This is a genomic window from Psychrobacter okhotskensis, from assembly GCF_965638355.1.
GTDB lineage: Bacteria > Pseudomonadota > Gammaproteobacteria > Pseudomonadales > Moraxellaceae > Psychrobacter > Psychrobacter okhotskensis.
In genome coordinates this window covers 1,300,152-1,321,947 of record NZ_OZ281822.1, presented here as the reverse complement: position 1 = coordinate 1,321,947, position 21,796 = coordinate 1,300,152, and the positions used below count along the sequence as shown (strand labels likewise).

General features: G+C 44.1%; 17 protein-coding genes. 5 read left to right on the top strand and 12 right to left on the bottom strand.

The annotated features are described in order from the left end of the window. Nucleotides 1–125 precede the first annotated feature (125 nt). The 3 genes from ACSUPM_RS05675 to ACSUPM_RS05665 all read right to left on the bottom strand — a co-directional run bounded on the left by ACSUPM_RS05675 (nucleotide 126) and on the right by ACSUPM_RS05665 (nucleotide 3,284). A complete protein-coding gene (locus ACSUPM_RS05675; RefSeq protein ID WP_025650865.1) occupies nucleotides 126–845 on the bottom strand; it encodes a hypothetical protein in 720 nt (239 codons plus the stop codon). Nucleotides 846–1,225: 380 nt separating this feature from the next. After that, complete coding sequence (locus tag ACSUPM_RS05670) at nucleotides 1,226–1,873, bottom strand: glutathione S-transferase (RefSeq protein ID WP_201576336.1); 648 nt, start codon at nucleotides 1,871–1,873, stop codon at nucleotides 1,226–1,228. A 91-nt stretch (nucleotides 1,874–1,964) separates the two neighbouring features. Beyond that, complete coding sequence (locus ACSUPM_RS05665; protein ID WP_025650863.1) at nucleotides 1,965–3,284, bottom strand: short-chain fatty acid transporter; 1,320 nt, start codon at nucleotides 3,282–3,284, stop codon at nucleotides 1,965–1,967. A 728-nt stretch (nucleotides 3,285–4,012) separates the two neighbouring features. Here ACSUPM_RS05665 and ACSUPM_RS05660 point away from each other — a divergent pair. Together ACSUPM_RS05660 and ACSUPM_RS05655 are read left to right on the top strand one after the other, a co-directional pair. Further along, nucleotides 4,013–4,723 (top strand): class II aldolase/adducin family protein, encoded by a 711-nt coding sequence (locus ACSUPM_RS05660; protein ID WP_201566044.1) that lies wholly within the window; start codon nucleotides 4,013–4,015, stop codon nucleotides 4,721–4,723. Between the two features lie 7 nt (nucleotides 4,724–4,730). Continuing rightward, a complete protein-coding gene (locus tag ACSUPM_RS05655; RefSeq protein ID WP_350642519.1) occupies nucleotides 4,731–5,612 on the top strand; it encodes an alpha/beta fold hydrolase in 882 nt (293 codons plus the stop codon). Between the two features lie 132 nt (nucleotides 5,613–5,744). On the opposite strand, the gene ACSUPM_RS05650 is transcribed toward ACSUPM_RS05655, so the two are convergent. From ACSUPM_RS05650 to nhaC, 3 genes are all read right to left on the bottom strand, one after another. Then, entirely contained in the window at nucleotides 5,745–6,380 is a 636-nt protein-coding gene (locus tag ACSUPM_RS05650; protein WP_350642521.1) for a hypothetical protein, read from the bottom strand. Nucleotides 6,381–6,767: 387 nt separating this feature from the next. Next, the gene (gene amaA, locus ACSUPM_RS05645) at nucleotides 6,768–8,054 is read right to left on the bottom strand and encodes an L-pipecolate oxidase (protein WP_350642523.1); all 1,287 of its coding nucleotides are present in this window, start codon (nucleotides 8,052–8,054) and stop codon (nucleotides 6,768–6,770) included. A 16-nt stretch (nucleotides 8,055–8,070) separates the two neighbouring features. Then, nucleotides 8,071–9,534: a Na+/H+ antiporter NhaC gene (gene nhaC / locus ACSUPM_RS05640; RefSeq protein WP_350642525.1), complete on the bottom strand. Its 1,464-nt coding sequence runs from the start codon at nucleotides 9,532–9,534 to the stop codon at nucleotides 8,071–8,073. A 69-nt stretch (nucleotides 9,535–9,603) separates the two neighbouring features. Here nhaC and ACSUPM_RS05635 point away from each other — a divergent pair, with 69 nt between their 5' ends. Continuing rightward, on the top strand, nucleotides 9,604–9,726 hold the full coding sequence (locus ACSUPM_RS05635) for a hypothetical protein (protein ID WP_264754737.1): 123 nt from the start codon (nucleotides 9,604–9,606) through the stop codon (nucleotides 9,724–9,726). A 99-nt stretch (nucleotides 9,727–9,825) separates the two neighbouring features. On the opposite strand, the gene amaB is transcribed toward ACSUPM_RS05635, so the two are convergent. The 4 genes from amaB to ACSUPM_RS05615 all read right to left on the bottom strand — a co-directional run bounded on the left by amaB (nucleotide 9,826) and on the right by ACSUPM_RS05615 (nucleotide 15,583). Continuing rightward, nucleotides 9,826–11,316 carry an L-piperidine-6-carboxylate dehydrogenase gene (gene amaB / locus ACSUPM_RS05630; RefSeq protein WP_201575708.1) on the bottom strand — a complete coding sequence of 497 codons (1,491 nt, stop codon included), beginning with the start codon at nucleotides 11,314–11,316 and terminating at the stop codon, nucleotides 9,826–9,828. Between the two features lie 170 nt (nucleotides 11,317–11,486). Then, complete coding sequence (gene hglS / locus ACSUPM_RS05625) at nucleotides 11,487–12,887, bottom strand: 2-oxoadipate dioxygenase/decarboxylase HglS (protein ID WP_413786496.1); 1,401 nt, start codon at nucleotides 12,885–12,887, stop codon at nucleotides 11,487–11,489. Nucleotides 12,888–13,096: 209 nt separating this feature from the next. Then, on the bottom strand, nucleotides 13,097–14,368 hold the full coding sequence (locus ACSUPM_RS05620; RefSeq protein ID WP_201575704.1) for a 2-aminoadipate transaminase: 1,272 nt from the start codon (nucleotides 14,366–14,368) through the stop codon (nucleotides 13,097–13,099). 267 nt (nucleotides 14,369–14,635) lie between these two features. Continuing rightward, on the bottom strand, nucleotides 14,636–15,583 hold the full coding sequence (locus ACSUPM_RS05615; protein ID WP_201575696.1) for a LysR substrate-binding domain-containing protein: 948 nt from the start codon (nucleotides 15,581–15,583) through the stop codon (nucleotides 14,636–14,638). A 588-nt stretch (nucleotides 15,584–16,171) separates the two neighbouring features. Here ACSUPM_RS05615 and ACSUPM_RS05610 point away from each other — a divergent pair. After that, a complete protein-coding gene (locus tag ACSUPM_RS05610) occupies nucleotides 16,172–17,371 on the top strand; it encodes a sugar transporter (protein ID WP_025650853.1) in 1,200 nt (399 codons plus the stop codon). A 103-nt stretch (nucleotides 17,372–17,474) separates the two neighbouring features. On the opposite strand, the gene arfB is transcribed toward ACSUPM_RS05610, so the two are convergent. Continuing rightward, complete coding sequence (gene arfB / locus ACSUPM_RS05605) at nucleotides 17,475–17,888, bottom strand: alternative ribosome rescue aminoacyl-tRNA hydrolase ArfB (protein WP_201578215.1); 414 nt, start codon at nucleotides 17,886–17,888, stop codon at nucleotides 17,475–17,477. 330 nt (nucleotides 17,889–18,218) lie between these two features. On the opposite strand from arfB, the gene uvrA reads away from it, so the two are divergent. Continuing rightward, complete coding sequence (gene uvrA, locus ACSUPM_RS05600; RefSeq protein WP_201584005.1) at nucleotides 18,219–20,816, top strand: excinuclease ABC subunit UvrA; 2,598 nt, start codon at nucleotides 18,219–18,221, stop codon at nucleotides 20,814–20,816. 30 nt (nucleotides 20,817–20,846) lie between these two features. Here uvrA and ACSUPM_RS05595 read toward each other — a convergent pair whose 3' ends face one another. Then, on the bottom strand, nucleotides 20,847–21,761 hold the full coding sequence (locus ACSUPM_RS05595; protein WP_227693100.1) for an HpcH/HpaI aldolase/citrate lyase family protein: 915 nt from the start codon (nucleotides 21,759–21,761) through the stop codon (nucleotides 20,847–20,849). Nucleotides 21,762–21,796: the final 35 nt, after the last annotated feature.

The following is a 21,796-nucleotide window of genomic DNA, read 5'->3' as shown; positions in this document are numbered from 1 at the left end:
TATATCAATAATCTTGTATAAATGTTCTTTTGTAACGGCTTTTTTATAACAGCTTTGGCATAAACAGTATTTTAAAATAACTGTCATGCGAATTTAGGACATACCCTACTCTTAGCGCTTGCTACCTACTCAGCAGCATCTAATAAGGTGTTAAGCTCGTCCACCATGGCATCGTCTATGATGTTGTCCTCAACATAGCTCACTGTCTCATCTATAGTGTTCAGATCCATTTCTCGAATACCTAAGCTGGCTAGCTGCTTATTGATCGAGTCTAAACTGTCATTCTCTTCGGTATCGTCCAATAGATTTTCTTCGAATCTGCCTCTAACGAACCAGTACATTTTTTCTAATACGGTTTCTTTTTTGGTCAAAGTAGAATAACCGTCACCATAAATGAACAAGTTAAAATGATAAGGTATCTCTACATCGTTAATGAAAAAGGTGCGCTTGCACTCTAGTGTATAAGCTTGAATCTCTTTGTCTTCAGCGTCTAGGTCTTCAATACCTTCATCATTTTTATTGTCTTCATCATATTCAATCACTTCTTTTACCAACTCGCCTAGGATTTCATAGCGCCCTGCTTTGACCTTATGATTATAAATGATAGAGGACTCCGCGATTGCGTCAAAAATAATCGCACTGACGTCTAACGTATGATTGTCAATATCATAAAAACTCTTTAGCGCGGGTAAAAACTCGGTCAGCTTTTCTTCAGGTACTTGAATGAGAAACTGCTGCTCGTATATTTTAATCATGTCTTCAGGAGCATAAGTGTTAGCAGTATCAGTCTCGTTTCTACCAGTCGGCTGCAAAGGTAAAAAATTATACGGGTTATTATTGCTCATTCAGGACGGCCTTTTTATTTGGAGGTACTTTGTTAAATTTTTATTGCTGCTAATTGCTATTAGATAATAAGTGATACATAAAATACCGCTCACACTCTGGCAGCTCACACCCTGGCAGCTCATACTCAACGCTATCAATAATCTCATTACGCTGTTTAGTGATAAGTCGATAACCACTAATTACCAATGACTAATCACGCCGTTATACGGCAGGTTACCATTATACGTCTTATAGTGCTTGTCGATACACTTTTACCCGTACAGTTTCGCCTTAGGAGGCCAAATACTGCTTTTAACCATGAAGCGTGGTTATATCCACTAAGCATCTCGTTAATAACGCACGTTCATCTTAATGAACCCTTATCGTTAAGCACTTAGGGTTAAGAAGGAAACAACACCACATCATCCTCTTCTTGCCAAGGCTGGTACTTTTTCATTGCCTGCAGGAATGATGGATGCGCCAGCCAATCTTGCAACCAGCGCTGTAGATTTGGGTAAGGTAGATCATAAAAAACATCGCGATCCACATGTGCAAACTGACGGACAAAAGGCATGACGCCAATATCGGCAATCGTTATGCTATCGCCTAGCAAATAAGGGTTTTTAGTCAGCAGTTCTTCTAGCACCTGTAAAAAGACTTCGCCCCGTTGTCGATACTCTTCCTGAGTCATCTCAGGATGACGGTCGGCATATTTATAACGATCTAGCCAATGTTTAAATTCGTTATCGTTTTTATCGATCAGAGCGTTGGCCTGTTGCAAAACCTCTGAATCCAGCAACCTTTGCGGATCTTGCTGCTCAAGCACCCACTCCATTATCTCTCTACTCTCTTCAATCACCCTACCATCAGCCAGTTGCAAAACAGGCACTGTAGCTTTGGGACTTATCGCTAGCATCTGCATCGGTTTATTTTTGAGCGTTATCTCCCGCAGCTCCACTTGTAACTCAGCGAATAAGATGCCAAGCCTAGCACGCATGGCATAAGGACAACGACGAAAAGAATACAGGCGATGCAGTGGAACAGTCATAATATCTCTCACAGGTAACTCAAAATCAGGAAAGAAGAATAAAAAAGACCTCGCCCCTAACTCAAAGCAAGGTCATTACTTTAGCATTTATTTATAAGAACAATAATCCCAGACCAATCACAACGCCACTGACAATCAACACGATGACACAAAAGCCCATGATATCTTTGGCTTTTAGTCCAGCGATTGCTAAGGCGGGCAATGCCCAAAATGGCTGGATCATATTTGTCCAAGCATCGCCCCATGCCACCGCCATGGCAACTTTTGCAGGGTCACTACCAAGCATTTCTGCCGCTTCCAACATAATCGGCGCTTGCACTGCCCACTGTCCACCCCCTGACGGGACAAAGAAGTTGACGAGTCCTGCACTTAAGAAGGCAAAAAGTGGCAACGTGTCTGCTGACGAAACGCTGACGAACGCTTCTGACATAACAGCTGCCAAGCCAGACGCCGTCATCATACCCATAATGCCTGCATAAAACGGAAATTGGACAATAATTGCGCCTGCGCCTTTGACCGCTTCTTGCACGGCAATCAAATACTTGCGCGGTGTTCCGTGAAATATGATGCCAAGGAACAAGAACATAAAGTTGACCAAGTCGAGCGTCAATGCAAAGCCGTTTTGCACAAAATAATAGATGATAAAGGCTATGCCCATGACACCGATAACCATCGATAGTATCCAGCTGTTTTCCAAACGCTCTGCTGGTGTCATGGCTGATTTTTCTGGTAGTTCCTCAATGATTGGATCAGCCAACACTTTTGGATCCACCGTCACCGTATCTTCTTTTTTTGGCATCATCAGACGGTTTAATAACGGCACAATAATAACCAAGGCTGCAACGATAATTAAATTATAACTCGCAAAGATAGTCGCACTCGTCGGAATAATACCAATTTTATCAACGAACGGATGGCCTTCTGTGGCAATCGATAGAGGAATCGATCCCGAGAATCCGGCATGCCAAATAATAAAACCAGAATAAGCACTGGCAATCAATAAGCGGTAATCGACATGTTCAACACGCTTCGCTAATTCTTTGGCGAATAACGCACCGATGACCAAGCCAAATCCCCAGTTGATCCAACTCGCTGCAAGCGAGACTAAGGTTACTAAAATAATCGCACTACCGGGCGACTTGGCAAAGCCGGCAAGTTTGCCCAATCCTTTTTTAAATATTGGGCTGCTTGCCAATACAAAGCCAGTGACGAGTACCAGTACCATCTGCATTGAGAACGCGAGTAATGCCCAGAAGCCCTCACCCCAATATGCCACCATCTGTACCGGTGAAGAATCGGTTAGACCTAAGCCCATACCAAAAATCACGACGGTTAAGATGATGACAAATAAAAATGGATCCGGTAAGTATTTTTCCATCAAACTATTCGAAAAACGCGTGATTCCCTTCATTGTAAAACTCCCTTTTTATTGAAAATCGTCCCTTACTTCTAACGCTAATGTTACCTCATTCTTCCTTTATATTCTTACTCATTCAGCAAGAATTAGCTCTTATTACGCTGTATTAGCTTCTAAAATCTTCTGTCTCATTAGTTAACAGAAAAAGTCTTTGCAGAGCGATATCGCTCTGCAAAGACTTCTAATGATCAACAACAGTTATCAAAATTTTTTATAAGCTCTCATAGTCTTTGATAATCTGTCAGATGCAATCAATAAATAGATAATATTTAAACTTTTATCTTTTTCACGATAAACAGCAGCAACATCTTTCACTCGCTTATGATAACAATGCGAACACTGACCCTCAATAATAATTTTCACTCTTAGAGGATATGGTACTCATAGGCTCCTTTAGGTGTATGACAATGGTGAGATCATAAGAAATAAAATTGGAGGATACAAACGTTTAATCTAATTATCAAAATAGAAATTAAATGAAATCTATTGATTTCAAACATCTATCTTAAACGTGTCATAAGCGAGTAACAGTTATCTTTATAAAGAATTCAATTGCTTTTACTTATCGTAGGATATAGATTTGAGGGAGCCGTGCGGACAAAATGATGGATTCATCGCCTTTCAAAAATAGCTAAGAAATTCAAGGATGACATAATGAAAAGCAATTCAACACTCAATGTAAATGAAACGTAAAAGACAATGTAACTGAACAAGAATGGCAGATGCGAGTCAACCTTGCCGCTTGTTATCGATTGATTGCCTTGTATGGCTGGGATGATTTGGTCTTTACTCATATTTCGGCACGTGTGCCAAATACTGAGGATGAATTTTTGATTAACCCTTATGGTTTACTATTTGAAGAGATTACCGCCTCTAGTCTGGTCAAAGTCAATCAAGCTGGTGAAAAAGTGTCGTCATCAGAATTCGATATCAATCCTGCAGGGTTTACCATTCATAGTGCCGTCCACGAAGCTCGTAATGATGCCCATTGCGTTATCCACCTCCATACCAGCGACGGTGTGGCTGTATCTACCCAACAGCAAGGATTACTGCCTATCTCGCAACAATCCTTATTTCCATTATCTAACTTGGCTTATCATGACTATGAAGGTGTCGCTTTGAACCCTGAAGAAAAAGTGCGCTTAGTGTCTGATCTTGGAGAAGCCAATTTCATGATTTTACGCAATCATGGTTTGCTCACTTGTGCAAGCACTGTGGCCGATGCCTTTTTAAACATGTACATCTTGCAAAAAGCGTGCGAGGTCCAAATCAAAGCGCAGAGCGGCGGCAGTGAATTAACCTTGATATCACCGCAAATATTGGCTGGCATTCAAGCGGCATCGAAGCAAGTAACTAAAGAAGCCAATGGTGATATTGCGTGGCCGGCCTTATTAAGAAAGCTGCACCGAACTGATCCGTCTTTTGAGGAGTGAGCCAATAATGATAACGCTGAATGAATGGCAACAACAGGGACAATTCGTATTTATTGACGGTCAGAAAATTTTTACCCGTCAGGGTGGAGATAAAAATGCGCCAGTATTACTGTTAATTCATGGTTTCCCCAGTGCCAGTTGGGATTGGGAAGGTATGTGGGAGAAGCTCACTGAGCATTATTACGTTGTCACTCTCGATATGTTGGGGTTTGGCTTGTCTGACAAACCCAAAGACGCGCGCTACTTAATTAGTGAGCAGGCTGATATTTTTGAGACTTTTTTGCAAAATCTTGGCATCCATGACTATCATATTTTGGCACACGATTATGGTGACACAGTCGCACAAGAGTTATTAGCTAGGCAAGTTAGTGGCAGTAGTGACAATAGTAAAAGGCGCATTGACAGTGTTTGTTTTCTAAATGGTGGCCTGTTTCCTGAGACTCACAAACCAATCTTGATTCAAAAATTATTATTGTCGCCCTTAGGTCCTTTGGTATCCAAATTCATTAATAAGCAGAAGTTTGCGGATAATTTACAACAAATATTTGGGCCAGCAACGCCGCCAACCCCTGAGGTCATCGAAACGTTATGGCAGCTGTTAACTCATAATAATGGTCTAGCAGTGATGCATAAACTGATTAACTATATACCACAACGTCAACAATATCGTGAACGCTGGGTAGACGCGATTATCAATAGCAGCATACCAATTAAACTGGTGGCAGGGGCCAAAGATCCCATCTCAGGTAAACATATGATTCAGCGTTACCGTGAATTGATCCCGAATGCCAATGTTACTGAGATGTCAGCGTTGGGACATTATCCACAAATTGAAGATGCCAATGCTATCACTGCCGAATATCTAAGCTTTAGAAGTAATGTGAATTAAAGAATATCTGTAACAAGACGAGCAAGGAAAGGTGTGTGAAAAAGCGCCGTTAAGTGACTAGTCAAATCTCGCACTCGGCACCACTGTCAGCAGTCTGACATTACCGTCAGGCTTTGCTTAGACATTTAGCATTTAACACGCCTTAGATTTTGGTAGAGCATATTTTACGCTATCAACCACTTCATTACGCTGTTCAGTGATTAATTGATAACCTTTAACCATACCATTATTAGGTAGGTTGCCCTCGTACTGCCAATAATGCTCGGCAATGCTTTTTTTCACTATCGACGCTCGCTCAGACTCATCTAGTTTGGCAAATCCCTCTGGCAGCCTTATATGAGCCAAGCGTGAAGCAGCACCACGAGCCATCCAGTTCACGTTCGCAGTAAACTCAAAGTTTACCTCTGCTCGCAAACTATATTTTGGCAACCGGCTAGGATAATGCGTTAAATCCTCTTTAATTTGAGCAATATCTTCTGCAAACGGTACATGAGGTATCTCAAGCACTGTAAATAATGCTATTAAAAACTCATCAGCAGTAAAATATTTATCAAGATAGCTGCCATCAAGCCCAAGATATTTGTTCGACAATACATGACGCAGTCGCTCACAAGCAGGGATGGTATGCTTGATAGGATAACCCATGGCTTTGATAATATCTTGCGGACGCAGCTCAAGTGTTGCTATCTGATTGATCGCATACTGTGCAAGAAGATGACGTGGATGATAATGACGGGTATATTTGGATTGGTTGGCAATGTGGCTCATGATATTGAACACCTTAGACTCCTGTAACTCCGACGAAAAAGGTTGAAATAAGCCCAAGTAGGCAAATAAAAACAGGCACAGATGAGGATGTCGGAGTACAGGCTCATGCGCTTTACCAGAATTGTTTTATATCGTGCTGGAAGTTGCAAGGTTTGTACGCTGCCATTCATTAAAATAACGGATGACGATACAAAACTGTTAAACCCACGATAATGACTCAGTGATGATAGCATATCAGATACTAGAAAATAAATATTGATATTGATACGCTTTAGTAATCAAACAAATATTAATGTCTTTCTATCATCGTCAAAGTCTAAATATCTTGATATTTAAAAAAATTTAGCAAAATCAGACGATAACTCAATAAAGTTATCCAATATAAAGCTATCCAATGATTCTCAAGCATTGACCCGCATGATATAAAGTCAGTCCCAGCTCAGTAAAGCCAGACTTAATCCCTCCAAAAGAGACTTTTGCCTCTTCTAACCTCTTAAATGGTAAGGGAATACTGTCTCTATTACCTGTCATTATATAATCTGCAAAGCACTTACCCATTAGCGTGCCTGTGGTAATGCCACGACCATTATAAGCCGTTGCTGTCAGTAAACCTTCAGCGGGTTCCATGACTCGAAAGATATGATCTTGCGTAAAGCCGAAGCTACCAGTCCACTCATACTGCCACTTAAATGCTGGCAAATCTGGATAGTAGCTTTGTTGCACCGCATTGGCCCAAGATTGATAGAAGGATTTAGGTTTAAGCTGTGTACCACCCACTGTTCCCAATAAGAGGCGATCATCGTCATCACGGCGAAAGCTAGACAAGGCCAAGCGTGTATCCCATGCCCCTGTTTTGTATGGCAAAATACGATCTGCCGCCTCTCCGCTGAGCGGCTCAGACGCAATCTGATAGTAATACACTAGATAAAACGTCTTTTTGATTTCTGTCCACTCGCCTTCGGTATAAGCGTTGGTTGCAATAATGACGCGCTCAGATTTCACGCGCGCTTTAGTGGTTCTTGTATACCAATGACCGTCTACTTTTTCTAGTGCCTCAACGGCTGAATGTTCGTAGATAGTGACACCAAGACTGGCCGCTACTTTGGCCAGTCCTCTGACATAAGCCAGCGGATTGATGGTACCCGCACGGTGATCGAGTAACGCTTTATTGATATTTTTGGTGCCACAATATTCGTGGCATTTACTGCCAGTTAATACCTCAACATTCGCGCCGCGACGACTTAGCTGCTCGTATCTAACATCGACATCGACTTCACCTTTAGCGTTATGTGCCATGTGGATATTGCCAGCTTGAGTGGCTTGTGCATCGATATTATAACGCTTGATTAAGTCGAATACTAAGCTTGGGGCTTGTCCAAGGGCTTCAGTTAAACGCTCACCTGCTGCTTCACCTAGCGCAATATTCAAATCATCAGGGCGCGCCCAAGTACCTGCATTGACGAGCCCTACGCTTTTTCCTGAACCGCCACTGCCAATGGTATGGCTCTCTAAGAGGATAACTTTGACACCTTTTTCTGCCAAATGAATCGCAGCCGATAACCCGGTATAACCGCCGCCTATAATACAGATAGTTGCTTGAGTATCATTAGTCATTTGACTGTGGGACTCAATATTGGGTGCAGTCATGTTCCATAAACAGTGCTCTTGTAACATCTCATGCTCCCTTGTATCACACGTCACTAATTGACGTTGAAGTAGTCGTGTCAAGCTTTTCTACGGATGGCTCTTCACGTGGTATAAATTTACCCAAGAATGCCCATAACAAACCAAATAGCGGCGATAACCAGCAGGCAAAGGCAAAGGGCGCATAAGTAAGGGTCGCAATACCTAGGGTTGCCGCAACGAAACTACCACCCATGTTCCAAGGAATCAGAGGAGATAACAGAGTGCCAGTATCTTCAATAGAGCGCGTAAGCGTCGTGCGCTTATAGCCCATTTCTTGATATTTGTCTTTGAGTAGACGACCTGGCAACACCAGTGTGGTATAGACGTCACCAATCAAAGTACCGACACCGATCGTGCTGGCATAAGTGGTTATCACTAAACCAAATCTCGATTTCACCATCTTATTAATTTTTGCCATGATGGCTTTGAGCGTACCGTAATGCTCAATGGCGCCGACGAATGCTAAGGCAAAGATGGTCAAGGTCACAACCCATGTCATTGACATGACACCGCCTTTAGACAGCAGTTGGTCGACGACAGCAAAGCCAGTTTCGCTGACAAAACCATTTTGTAAGACGTTGAAGATGTCATGAACACCCACGCCTTGCATAAAAAAAGCAACCAGCCCTGCAACCACTACACCGGATAATACCGTTGGGATGGCTGGCATTTTCATCACCGCCGCAATGACAACCACGAGTGCAGGTAATAAAGTAATAATACTGAGGTTATAGTTTGCCGCTAGTGAGGTTTGAATGTCTTTAATCGACGATAAATCGACATTTTCTGCACCGTAACCCATACCAATCCAAGCGTAGATAATTAATGCAGTCACCATGGCAGGTACCGTCGTTGGCAACATACCGCGAATATGATCCCAAAGCTCAACACCAGCCGCTGCTGGCGTTAAGTTGGTGGTGTCTGATAGAGGAGACATCTTGTCGCCAAAAAAAGCACCAGAAACGATAGCGCCGCCCGTTAGTGACGGCGGGATTCCCAAGCCTAGCCCAATACCCATCATAGCAAGACCGACTGTACCAACCGTGCCCCAAGAGGTACCGGTTGCGACAGAAATAATGGCGCAGATAAGACAAACGGAGACTAGAAATGATGAAGGGGAAAAAATGCTAAAACCGTAGTATAAAATCGTAGGGACGGTACCAGCGATAATCCAAGCCCCGATGAGCATACCAACGCCCATCAAGATAATCATGGCCGGTAGACCAATTTTAACAACCTTTAAAAAGCGTTGTTCCATGCCGTCCCAATCACGGCCACGCAGCTTCATAAACAAGCCGGTGATTAAAAGACCGCAAGCTAAGGGAATGTGAGGGGTAAAATCTTTGAATACAAAAAACTGCACCATCAGAATAATGGCAGTCAACACCAGAGGTGCAATATCTAATAAAAAACTAGAAGACGGACCGTAGCCATCTTTAGCTTCGTCATAAGGTTTATCATCCATCATAAGACACCTACCTTCCTTAGTAGTGGTTACTGTTGTCATAGATATAACAGTAGTGGGAACAACCAATCCATGGCTGCTGATAATGCTAAAAAAAACGCTGAAAAGAGTACTAAAAAGGGAGTAAAAAAACCTGTTTTTGAAATCATGAATAGTTATTCATCACTTGCGCAGGCTTTCATACCAAAACAATAAATACTTAATAATTGGCTACCAAAACAATTGATACTTGGCTTGTTAAATAGGCGCTGAGCCTACTTAACAAGCGTCACATCACATCACATCACATTCTTACTAGCCAAAGTTGATGCCTTGCGCCAGTGGCAGCTCGGTTGAATAGTTGACCGTATTGGTCTGACGACGCATATAAGCTTTCCATGCATCAGAACCTGATTCACGACCACCGCCGGTTTCTTTTTCGCCGCCAAATGCGCCGCCAATCTCAGCACCGCTGGTGCCGATATTGACGTTGGCGATACCGCAATCACTACCGCGATCGCTGAGGAACGTTTCAGCTTCACGCAAGTCATTGGTAAAGATACAAGAAGACAGCCCTTGTGGTACATCGTTTTGCATCGCTAGCGCATCGTCAAATTCTTTATAAGGCATGACATATAAAATAGGCGCAAACGTCTCACTACGTGCCACGTCATTTTGCTCATCAAGCTCAACAATCGCAGGGGTCACATAATAAGCATCGGGGAATTTATCCATTAGTACACGTTCGCCGCCCGTGACTGTACCGCCAGTATTGCGAGCCTTTTCTAACGCCGCTTGCATGTTATTAAAGCTGTCTTCATCAATCAGTGGACCGACCAAATTGCCTTCAAGCGGATGGCCGATGCTCACCGTCTCGTATGCAGACTTAACGCGCGGTAAGATATCGTCTTTGACTGACTCATGAACGAACAGACGGCGTAAGGTGGTGCAACGCTGCCCTGCCGTTCCTACTGCTGAGAATAAAATGCCACGTAGCGCCAAATCTAAATCGGCAGTGGGTGCCAAAATCATGGCGTTATTACCGCCAAGCTCAAGCAAGCATTTACCAAAACGCTCAGCGACTTTTGGCCCCACTTCTCGGCCCATGCGCGTACTACCGGTGGCACTGACTAAAGCGATGTCTTTGTTTTCAACCAACGCATTACCGATATCGGTTTTGCCCAATATAATTTGCGATAAATGTGCTGGTGCTTCACCAAATTTTGCCAAGGCTTTTTCAAATAACGCTTGGCAAGCTAAGGCGACAAGTGGGGTTTTTTCTGAAGGTTTCCAGATGACAGGGTTGCCACAGACGATGGCCAGTGCCGTATTCCAAGACCAAACGGCGACTGGGAAGTTAAAGGCAGAGATGACGCCGATGACGCCAAGTGGATGCCATGTCTCACGCATGTGGTGACCTGGGCGTTCTGAGGCGATGGTTAGACCATAAAGCTGACGCGATACGCCCACGGCAAAGTCACAAATATCAATCATTTCTTGTACTTCGCCAAGGCCTTCTTCTTTGATTTTTCCGGCTTCTAGCGATACTAAGATACCTAAGTCTTCTTTGTGTTCACGCAGGACTTCACCCAACAGACGAATCAGCTCACCACGTTTAGGGGCAGGAACGACACGCCATTCTTGAAAGGCTTGTTTGGCATTTTGGATTTTATTATTAACATCATCAACGCTATCTAGAGTTATCTTGCCAATAACCGTACCGTCTATAGGCGTATTGACTTCAAAATCGCCATGTTGATATTGTTCTTCTTTGACACCCATGGCAGACATGTATTGCTTAATCATAATCAATCCTTTGCTTATTGGTATAATGGTTTACTACGTCCTTGACTGACTTATAAAATTACCCTGCTACCTACTAAGTTGCAAAATAATAAATTTCTTGCAGTCATTCCTTTTTGGAATGACGTAGTAATAAGTCGGCTATACGCTGGCTATTTTTAGCCTAAATTTTACTAAATATTGACACTAGACAGGCACTGCTCAAGGCTTTGCGCCTGCATCGCTTCATACAATGCCATCTCATCGTAAATGACTGCCCCCAAATCACGTTCAAACTCTTGTTGGCTTGAGTAACCATCATATTGGCTTGGCTGCGCCTGTTGCAGATTCGATTGAAAGATACCGGCGGCACTGACAGGCAAAAAGTCCTCATAAACGATGGGTTCAATGCGAAGCACTTCATCATTAATCAGAGCAGTCAGCTTAGCATTAGGCAGTTTATTCAAATCATCATTGCTTAAGCTGCCGGCCAACAACGCTTGACCGTCCTCAGAATCAAGGGTGCTGTCCGTCAACTGGTAATAAAAATACGCCAGCCCCTCATCGTGTAGAGTTTGATAATCATCAGGAAAAGCGGTAAATACCTCAGTTAAAATTTGATTATACTGAGCCGCATTGTCCTCATTTGGGGTAGCACCAAGCTGGCGGCGAGCTGCGGCCAATAATTCATCATAAAGCGCGCGGCCCTTTTGTGTTAACGCCACACCGCGTTGCTCAATCTCTCCAAAGCGCGCGGTATGATGCCCTTGCTCGTACTCTTCATGGCTAGCGTCTGAGTTATTAGCAACTTTAAAGCCAACCGCTTCTTGTAGCGCTTTAAAACTGGTTTGCCTTAATAAGATAGGACACGCTCTACGCGGTGGCCCTTCGATAATGGCTTTTGAGGGTATGCCTCTTGCTTGCATGCCTTGTTGTACGGCATCAATATCCAAGGTTCGAGGCGTTAAATGATTGATATGTGGACCCTTAAAGCCGACCACATCAGCGACGAGCGGATGCTGATTTAATAGACGCTGATAGAGCGCTTTTGCCACCGGCGTTTTATCATGCCAACGAAATGTCTCTAACGCTTCTTGGACAAATTGCTCTGCTTGCTCAGTAGTCAAACCACCTTGCGCCTCAAAGACTTCAATAAGCTCAATAACGCCAGCAGTGAATATCTGACGCTGCGCCAGTGTGGCCGTGGCTTCTTGTTGTAAATTTTCATCGACAATCAAATCTAAACGCAATAACGAGGTAAAAACGCGAAAGGGGCTTTTATGCAATGAATGCGAGTCAAGCGCGCGAAAAGCTGTTGAATGCACCGGCACGCCAGCAGGCGCTAAATCGTAGTAGCCGACAGGGTGCATACCCATCACGGCAAAAAGACGGCGCATCATGCTCAGCTCTGCTGCGCTACCCAGCCGAATCGCCCCGTGGCGCTCCATGCTTAGGCGCTCAATCTCGCCCGTATGCAGCAGTTGTGATTTGATATCAGGATGTGAGGTTAATACTTCGGTATTGACCTCACTGACCAAATCAACCAAGTCGCCGTATAGCGGCACCTCGTTCTGATACATGGCTGACATGGCCATAGAAAAATGATGGCGGATATCATCGCTGCAGATAAAATCCTTATCTGGACTGACGCTACTATTTTTCACAAATAAACATCCTTGTAATAGAGTTAATAAATCTTTAGCTTAATAATAAGTATTTTGTTTCGAGCATTTGGTTATGACGATGCGCTATCTATCCTCAGCACGCCTAAGCACTCCTAAACATGCCTAAGCACTCCTAAACATTAAGCGGCAGGCAATCCATCAGGAAGCGCGATGAGTACCTCTTTTAGAATATCCAACCCTTCTTTTAGGGTGTCAGAATCTATGGTAAGTGGCGGTAATAAGCGAATGATATGGCGATATTGCCCACTTGGCATCAGCAATAGACCACGCTCGCGGGCTTTGGTTAATACTTGCGCCATCACACTTGGATGCACATCATGCTCAGGATGGCGCAGCTCGATACCGCGCATCGCACCGATACCAGTAAGACCAAATAACCAAGGTGAGATACCTTCTTGCTGCCATTGGCTGATGGTCGTCTCAATCGTCTGGGCATAATGCTTGGCTGACTGCCAAACGTCATTAGCTTGCATGATATCAAGCGTGGCATTGGCAGCGGCGCAAGCAACTGGATTGCCAGAATAAGTACCGCCCAAACTGCCTTTAGGAAGACCATTGACCACACTAGCCTTGCCTATGACCGCACCTAAAGGCAAGCCGCCTGCTATACTTTTGCCAAGTAAAATAAGGTCAGGCTCAATCCCTAAATGGGTAAAAGCAAACGGCGTACCCGTACGACCATAGCCGGATTGAATTTCGTCCATGATGAGTAACATGCCGTGCTCATCACAAAACTTACGTAGATATTGCGCAAAGGTGGGCGACATCAATTGAAAACCGCCTTCCCCTTGTACAGGTTCGACGATGATGGCACCGATATTATCGATATCGGTTTCTACCATAAATAAACGCTGGAGCGCATCAATCGCTTGCTCGTCGCTGATATTGTTATCGGGGCTGGGAAAAGGAATATGATAAACGCCGCTCCCTAATGCACCAAGCCCGCGCTTATAAGGCGCGACCTTACCATTGAGATTGACCGCAGCCAGTGTGCGCCCATGAAAGCCACCATCAAACGCAATGACGCCTGTGCGACCCGTTTTCATGCATGCTATCTTTATAGCGTTTTCGGTTGCTTCTGCACCGCAGTTGGTGAGCATCCCTGCCAGCTCGCCGCTAATAGGCACAAGCTCACACAATCGCGGCATAAAGCTTTGATACGGCTGATGCGCTGCCGCATTGTAGGCATAGTGAATCAGCGCCTGGGCTTGCTGAATGATGGCGTCAACGATGTAAGGATGGCAATGACCAAAGTTTAAAACGCCGATACCGCCGACAAAATCGATATAGCTGCGGTCATTGTCGTCCCAAACTCTGGCATTTTTGCCTTTGACGAGCGTGAGCGGATGCACCATCGTAAAGGCATCGGTCACGTTATAAAGCTTGTCCATGATGAATCTCTATCTCTTCCTTGAGTTAGACTCATTTCAACAAAACATCATTCCGGCAGCAAACGAATAATAGTTGTGGTGGCATTCCTTTTTGTCATTGCCAGTAAATTAGCTCCCTAAACGAATCCTTTAAAAACAAAAAAAACTGCGTATTAAGGCAGTTTTTTTAGCTTGTTAAATTTTCACAGCAAATAACTTTGTAGGATAAAAAAAACAAGACCAGTGCTATAAAAAACACTTTAGATTATCGAAAAAAACAGCAGGACATTATAAAACCAACCCTAACGCCTTTTCACGCTCATCTGAGATTGCTAAATAAGCCGTAATCCATTCTAAAACCGCTTTGACCTTATGCGATTGCCCTGAAGAGACAGGATAAGTCACATAATAGCTGCCGCGACCCTTTGCCGCATAATCCCACGCCAGCACTAAAGCGCCTGATTGTAGCTCGGGCTCAACCAAACGTAACGGCACTAAGGCTATACCATAGCCCAGTAAGGCGGCAGAAATGCAAGCATGGAAAGTCTCAAAACGTGGACCTACAAAAGTGCCATCGACGCTGATATCTTGTTGCTTAAAGTACTCATACCACGCACTTAAGCGCGAGCTTATTTGCAATAACACATAGTCATTTATACACTCAGTACTCAGTGTTTTATCTCGCAAATACTGCGGCTGACAGACCGCAACGCAGTATTCATCGAACAGTTTTATGGCCTCCATATTGCTCCACATGCCATCACCATATAAAAAAGCAATATCGACATTTTGGTCTTCAGAAAAAAATGGCCCCGCCAGCTCTTTAATATCCAAGTTAATAAGCGGGTATTCTTGACTAAAGCCACTGAGTGCTGGAATCAACCAACGGGCACAAAATGTCGGATGTGAGACGATTTTTAGCAGCTCGGTATTACTGCTATGCGACATCAAATTGGTGGTCGCCACCTCGATATGTTTTAAAATCTCTAACACTTCAAGATAATATGACTTGCCAGCAGGGGTCAGTGAAATCCGGTGCGGCGTCCGATAAAACAAAGACAGGTTTAGCATCTCCTCCAACTGCGCCACTTGCTTACTGATGGCGCTTTGGGTCATGTGCATCTCTTGCGCGGCATTGGTAAAACTCAAATGACGAGCAGCGGTCTCAAAACATTGCAGCGCCGTCGTTGAAGGATATCGTCTAAAGGCTAATGGTTTATTGGTGTCGGTTTTCATAGATTGCTTTTCTTTTATCCCATCTTAGGGCGTGTTTTCAATTCACTCGATAGTCATCTAAATGGGCTAAAAATGGCTAAATCTTGCCAAACATCGTCAAATAGCTTGTTAATATCCCGATATTATCTACGCTATTTTTCTTGGTTGACGGCAATTTATCTCATTTTTATCGCCATTTTTGAAATGAAGACACGCCCTAGTAAAATATCAATGATTATTTAAAATCACGTTATCAGGCATTCCTAGCCTATGGCGTCATCATACCTATATTCAAGCGTAAATAGCGATACCTCACTATAAACACTATGTAACTGACACTGATGCCATCATCAGATTTACTTAGCCATTCAACCAATTATTTGGTCGCTAATTTTAAAGACTCTCCTACAAAAAAACGGTCGATTCCTGATAAAATAGTAGGGTCTGATGATAGGCTCTGACATACCGCAACTGATTTGCTATCTTGCCCTCCTCTTTTTCATCATTACGACCTATGCCGCCATGTATTTCCGACATCACGCTTAAACTCATGAATTATTTTTCAGCTAATTTGCACTATTAGCGCCTTCTTTATTTGTATTGGATCATATGAAACATAACCTTGAGGTGAGCGCAAATGCTCGCCGAACTCAGTATTTCCAAGTATTTTTGATGGGCGTCAGCGCCTTTATTATGAATACTACCGAATTTGTCCCCGTTGCCCTATTAAGTGACATCGCCCAAGATTTTTCCATCACTACAGCAGAAACTGGCTGGATGTTGACGCTGTATGCGTGGATTGTCGCGGCCATGTCATTGCCATTGATGCTGCTCACCAGCCGATTTGAGCGTAAAAGCTTACTTTTGGGCTTGTTTGTGGTATTTATTGCCAGCCACGTGTTATCAGTATTTGCTTGGAGCTTTGATGTATTGCTGATTAGCCGCGTTGGTATTGCACTTTCGCACGCGATATTTTGGTCAATCACAGCGGCGATTGCGATACGCGTAGCACCAGAAGGCAAAAAAGCACTGGCACTTAGTGTACTTGCAACCGGTACTTCATTGGCGATGGTGCTCGGCGTGCCACTAGGGCGCTTAGTCGGTCAATGGTTTGGCTGGCGGGCAACCTTTGGCGGTATTGGGGTGATTGCTTTTATCGTCTTTATCTTGCAAGCAAGGCTATTGCCCATGCTACCAAGTATGTTTGAAGGCTCGTTTAGAAAAATTCCAGAATTGCTTAAAAACCCCTTATTGGTCTGTTTGTATCTACTCATTTTACTGGTCTTTACCGCGCACTATGCCGCTTATTCTTATATCGAACCCTTTATGCGGCAGGTTGGCGCTATAAGTGAAAACGCCGCGACGGTTGTCTTGCTATTATTTGGAGTAGCAGGGATTGCAGGCAGTGTGATATTCAGTCGCTGGGGTGATCGTTTTAATACCAGATTGATGCTGATATCGATCATATTAATGCTGATATCTATGCTGGTGCTATTGTTTGCCGTGACCTCCATCTGGGCGCTGAGTTTCATTGCGTTACTGTGGGGCGCGGCGCTGATGCTGCTGATTATCTCCATGCAAGCCAAAGTCATCATGGTCGATGTCACGGCGCAAGACATGCTGATGTCGATGTTCTCAGGGATTATTAATTTAGGCATTGGCGCAGGTGCGCTGTTTGGTGGTTATGCAGTAACGCATATTTCAATATCAAGCGTCGGCTATGTTGGTGCCGCTATCGCCAGTGTGTCACTGCTACTGATGTTATTTATGATAAAGCGCTTTCCCGAATTAAGCAGAAGACTTGGTTAGCTAAAAATCTGATAATAAATAAGCCTATATAAAATGCCAGCCAATTAAATGGGCTGGCATTTTGCTGTTTGGTTTATTTAAAAGTAGCAAACAAGCAGTCTATTTAAAAATCTACCTTGCCACGTAACGCTTTGGTCTTACCGCGCTGGGTTTTTTGATCGACGCGTTTACGTTTGGCATTTCTGCTAGGTTTGGTCGCTTTGCGGGTTTTATTGACATGAGTGGCTTTTATAATAAAGCTTTGCAGCCGCTCAAGCGCATCAATTCGATTACGTTCTTGGGTACGAAACTGCTGCGCTTTAATAATAAGCACACCTTCTTTGGTGATTCGGCTGTCTTTGCTGTCCAATAAACGCTGTTTAATGACATCGCTCAAGCTCGAAGCGGGAATATCAAAACGCAAATGAATCGCAGAAGAGACTTTATTGACGTTTTGCCCGCCTGCTCCTTGCGCGCGTATGGCGCTAATCTCTACTTCACTGTCATTCAGGCTAATGGTATTGCTGATAAAAATCATAGAATGCTTTTATAAATGATTGATAGATAAGGTTAATGATAAAGCATTCTCAATTAACGCGCCACTTGCCCGCTTAATAGCGTTCAAAACGCCGTATCTCTTAACCTCTATAATCTGCAATTTATAGGGTAAACCTTATAAAGGTTATCGTTTGACGTTGCTGTGTCTATCCTCTGTATATAAAGCGTAAGCCTGCGCAGTGATTTGATTTTAAGGTGGTAGGATGACTTTAAGCAGATACGATATTAAAAGAACACAGTATCAAACAGATAGGGTATTGTTGAATCAAAGCGTTAATAAGCCGATTTTAGTCAAAGGAATAAGCGTTGTATGACAACCAATAATAAGAAATCTAATCATAGAAAATCTAACACTTCTCTCAAAAATCACAACCTTACCGCTGCACAAAGCATTCAGGTCAGGGGCGCGCGGGTGCACAATCTCAAAAATGTCGATGTAGATTTACCGCGTAATGCGTTGGTCGTTTTTACCGGTATATCAGGCTCAGGCAAATCGTCACTGGCATTTGGTACCTTGTTTGCTGAGTCGCAACGCCGCTACCTTGATTCGGTATCGCCTTATGCGCGGCGCTTGATTGACCAAGTTGGCGAGCCTGATGTCGATTCGATAGAAGGCTTACCGCCTGCGGTCGCCTTGCAACAGCAGCGCGGTACGCCGTCGGTACGTTCATCGGTTGGTAGCGTGACGACGATTTCAAATGGTCTACGCATGCTGTACTCGCGAGCAGGCGAATATCCTGCTGGGCAAGACATGCTATATGCCGATGCCTTTTCGCCAAATACGCCAGAAGGTGCTTGCCCTACTTGCTCAGGTATTGGCCGCGTGTTTGAGGTCACAGAAGATTTGCTCGTGCCTGACAAGACGAAAACCATTCGAGAACGCGCCATTGCTGCTTGGCCACCAGCATGGCAAGGGCAGAATCTGAGCCGGATATTGACCACACTGGGCTACGATATCGACAAACCTTGGAACACCTTACCCAAGGAAACCCGCGATTGGATTTTATTTACCGATGAAACCCCAGAAGTGCCAGTTTACCCAGAATACAATCTCGAGCAAGTACGCGAAGCAATCAAAAAAGGTGAAAAACCCAATTATAAAGGCACTTTTACCAGTGCAAAAAATTTCGTCTTACATTCTTTTGCCACCACTCAAAGTCCACGTACCAAAAAACGTGTGGCGCAGTTTATGCAAATTTCAGAATGCCCAAGCTGCCATGGCAAAAAGTTAAAACAAGAATCGCTGTCGGTTAAATTTGCAGGGCTTGATATTGGCGAGTTGTCACAATTAACCTTGACTGAACTGGCGCTTAAACTTCACAACGCTGCCAATAAAAAACTCAGCGATGATATGCCCGATCGTGAAAAAGCCATCGTTGCCAAGCGTATTGCCAGCGACATTTTATCGCGTGTAGAAGCGTTAACCAGACTTGGGCTAGGTTACTTATCACTTGAACGTACCACACCTACCTTGTCGCCCGGTGAGCTACAGCGCCTAAGACTTGCCACTCAAATTCGCTCTAAACTATTTGGCGTGGTTTATGTACTCGATGAACCGTCCGCTGGCCTGCATCCTGCCGATACTCAGGCGCTATTAGGCGCTCTAGATGAACTGGTAGCCGCGGGTAATTCATTATTCATTGTCGAGCATGATGTCAGCGTCATTCGCCACGCCGATTGGATAGTCGATGTCGGACCAAAAGCGGGCAGTCACGGCGGTGAAATCATCTATAGCGGCCCTGTCGCAGGCTTGCAAGATATCTCTGATTCCTATACTGGACAATATCTTTTTAATGGGGATTCCAAAAATAAAAAATTAAAAACCCAGCAACCAAAAGCCCATCAATTAACAAGCCAGCAGCCAAGACAACCTAATCATTGGCTAAAACTTGCCAATATCGAGCGTAATAATCTACAAGGGTTAGATGCGGCATTTCCTTTAGGGGTGTTAACCACAGTGACGGGCGTTTCAGGTTCGGGGAAATCGAGTTTGGTCAGTCAAGCGTTGGTTGAACTGGTCTACAATGCGCTAGGGCAAAAAACTGTGATTGAAGCGCCCACCGATGAAGCGGCCTTACTGGAGCAAGAACAAGAAACGCCAATAGGCGGAGAGATAGTCAGTGGTATGGAGCATATCAAACGCTTAGTCACTGTAGACCAAAAAGCCATCGGGCGCACACCGCGCTCAAATCTGGCCACTTATACTGGACTGTTTGACCATGTGCGCAAGTTATTTGCTGCCACCAAAGTAGCAAAAGCAAGGCACTATGATGCTGGACGTTTTTCATTTAACGTTAAAAAAGGACGTTGCCCAAATTGCGAAGGTGTCGGTTTTGTCAGCGTTGAGCTGCTATTTCTGCCGAGTGTTTACTCGCCTTGCCAAGTGTGCCACGGTCAGCGCTACAATGACGAAACCTTAGAAATTACTTATCAAGGTAAAAATATCGCTGAAGTACTTGATTTAACGGTCGAAGCGGCTTCTGAATTTTTCGTTGATGATGCCCCAATAATGCGCGCCTTAGATGCCTTGCTAAAAGTTGGGCTTGGCTACCTAAGACTTGGGCAACCAGCGACCGAGTTGTCTGGTGGCGAAGCACAGCGCATCAAGCTTGCTACCGAACTGCAGCGTACCCAGCGCGGCGATACACTGTATGTGCTCGATGAACCAACGACTGGCTTACATCCTTCTGATGTCGCGATGCTGATGGCACAGTTAAATGGGCTGGTCGCAACCGGTAATACGGTGATTATGGTTGAGCACGATATGCAAGTTGCTAGCAACAGCGATTGGATTATCGATATGGGTCCGGGTGCTGGTGATGAGGGCGGTCTTATTGTGGTAGAAGGCACGCCAGCAGAAGTCGCAAAGTCAAAAACCAGCCGTACTGCGCCTTTTTTACTTTTTTAGCCTATTTCGGCGCACTCTATTAACAACCTTTTATCCACTCAGCAACTGACGGCAGCGCTCGATTACGGGCGCATCGACCATCTGACCTGCTATTTTAAACACCGCTTGTCCGCTTCTGTCGTACTCTTCTAGCACTTGTTTGGCAAATGACAATTCGCTCTCTGTTGGTTGTAAAGATGCTTGCACGGTGGCGACTTGCTTGGGATGAATACACAGCATCCCTGACATGCCCATCTGTGACCAAAGCTGTACTGTAGCACTTAAACCTTCGTCGTCCTTAAAGTCAGGATAAACCGTATCAATAGGCGCTAATAATTGATGTACTGTTGCCGTTAAGATTAATTGATAGCGAATCTGATTGGCGATGATGTCTGCTGCTGGCGTTCCAACAGTGACACCCAAGTCATTACACAAATCTAAAAAACCATAGCTAAATGTCAACAGCCCTGATGCTTTTGCCATCTCGTCTATCTGATACAGACCAAGCGCACTTTCTATTAAGGCAATTACCGATAAGTTAGTGGCTTGATAAACTGCTTCAATATCCGATGCTTGTTCGGCTTTCGCCAATACGACACCCGCCAGATTAGGCAGCTGTTGGCACAATTCTAAATCCTTTTTATACTCATCACTACCCGCTTTATTGATACGTAGCCAAATCGGTCGTGGGTTTTGTACATTATCCTGCTCGTCATAATAACTTTTTACAGAGTCGCGAGCTTGCGTTTTATCTTCGCAGGCGACCGCATCTTCTAGATCGACAATCACTGCATCTGCGCCGCTCGTAAAGGCTTTTGCTACTCTATCGATTCGAGTCGCAGGGACAAATAGCCACGTCTTCGTTTTTATATGATTGTTTATCATTACATTATGATGAGGCTGCTTTTTATCTTTAATAGGACTTTTCATATTTGCTTCTATTGTGGTTTCTATTGTTGTTTTCATCGTTATCCTCACAATTAATCGCCCGTAGTCATCCA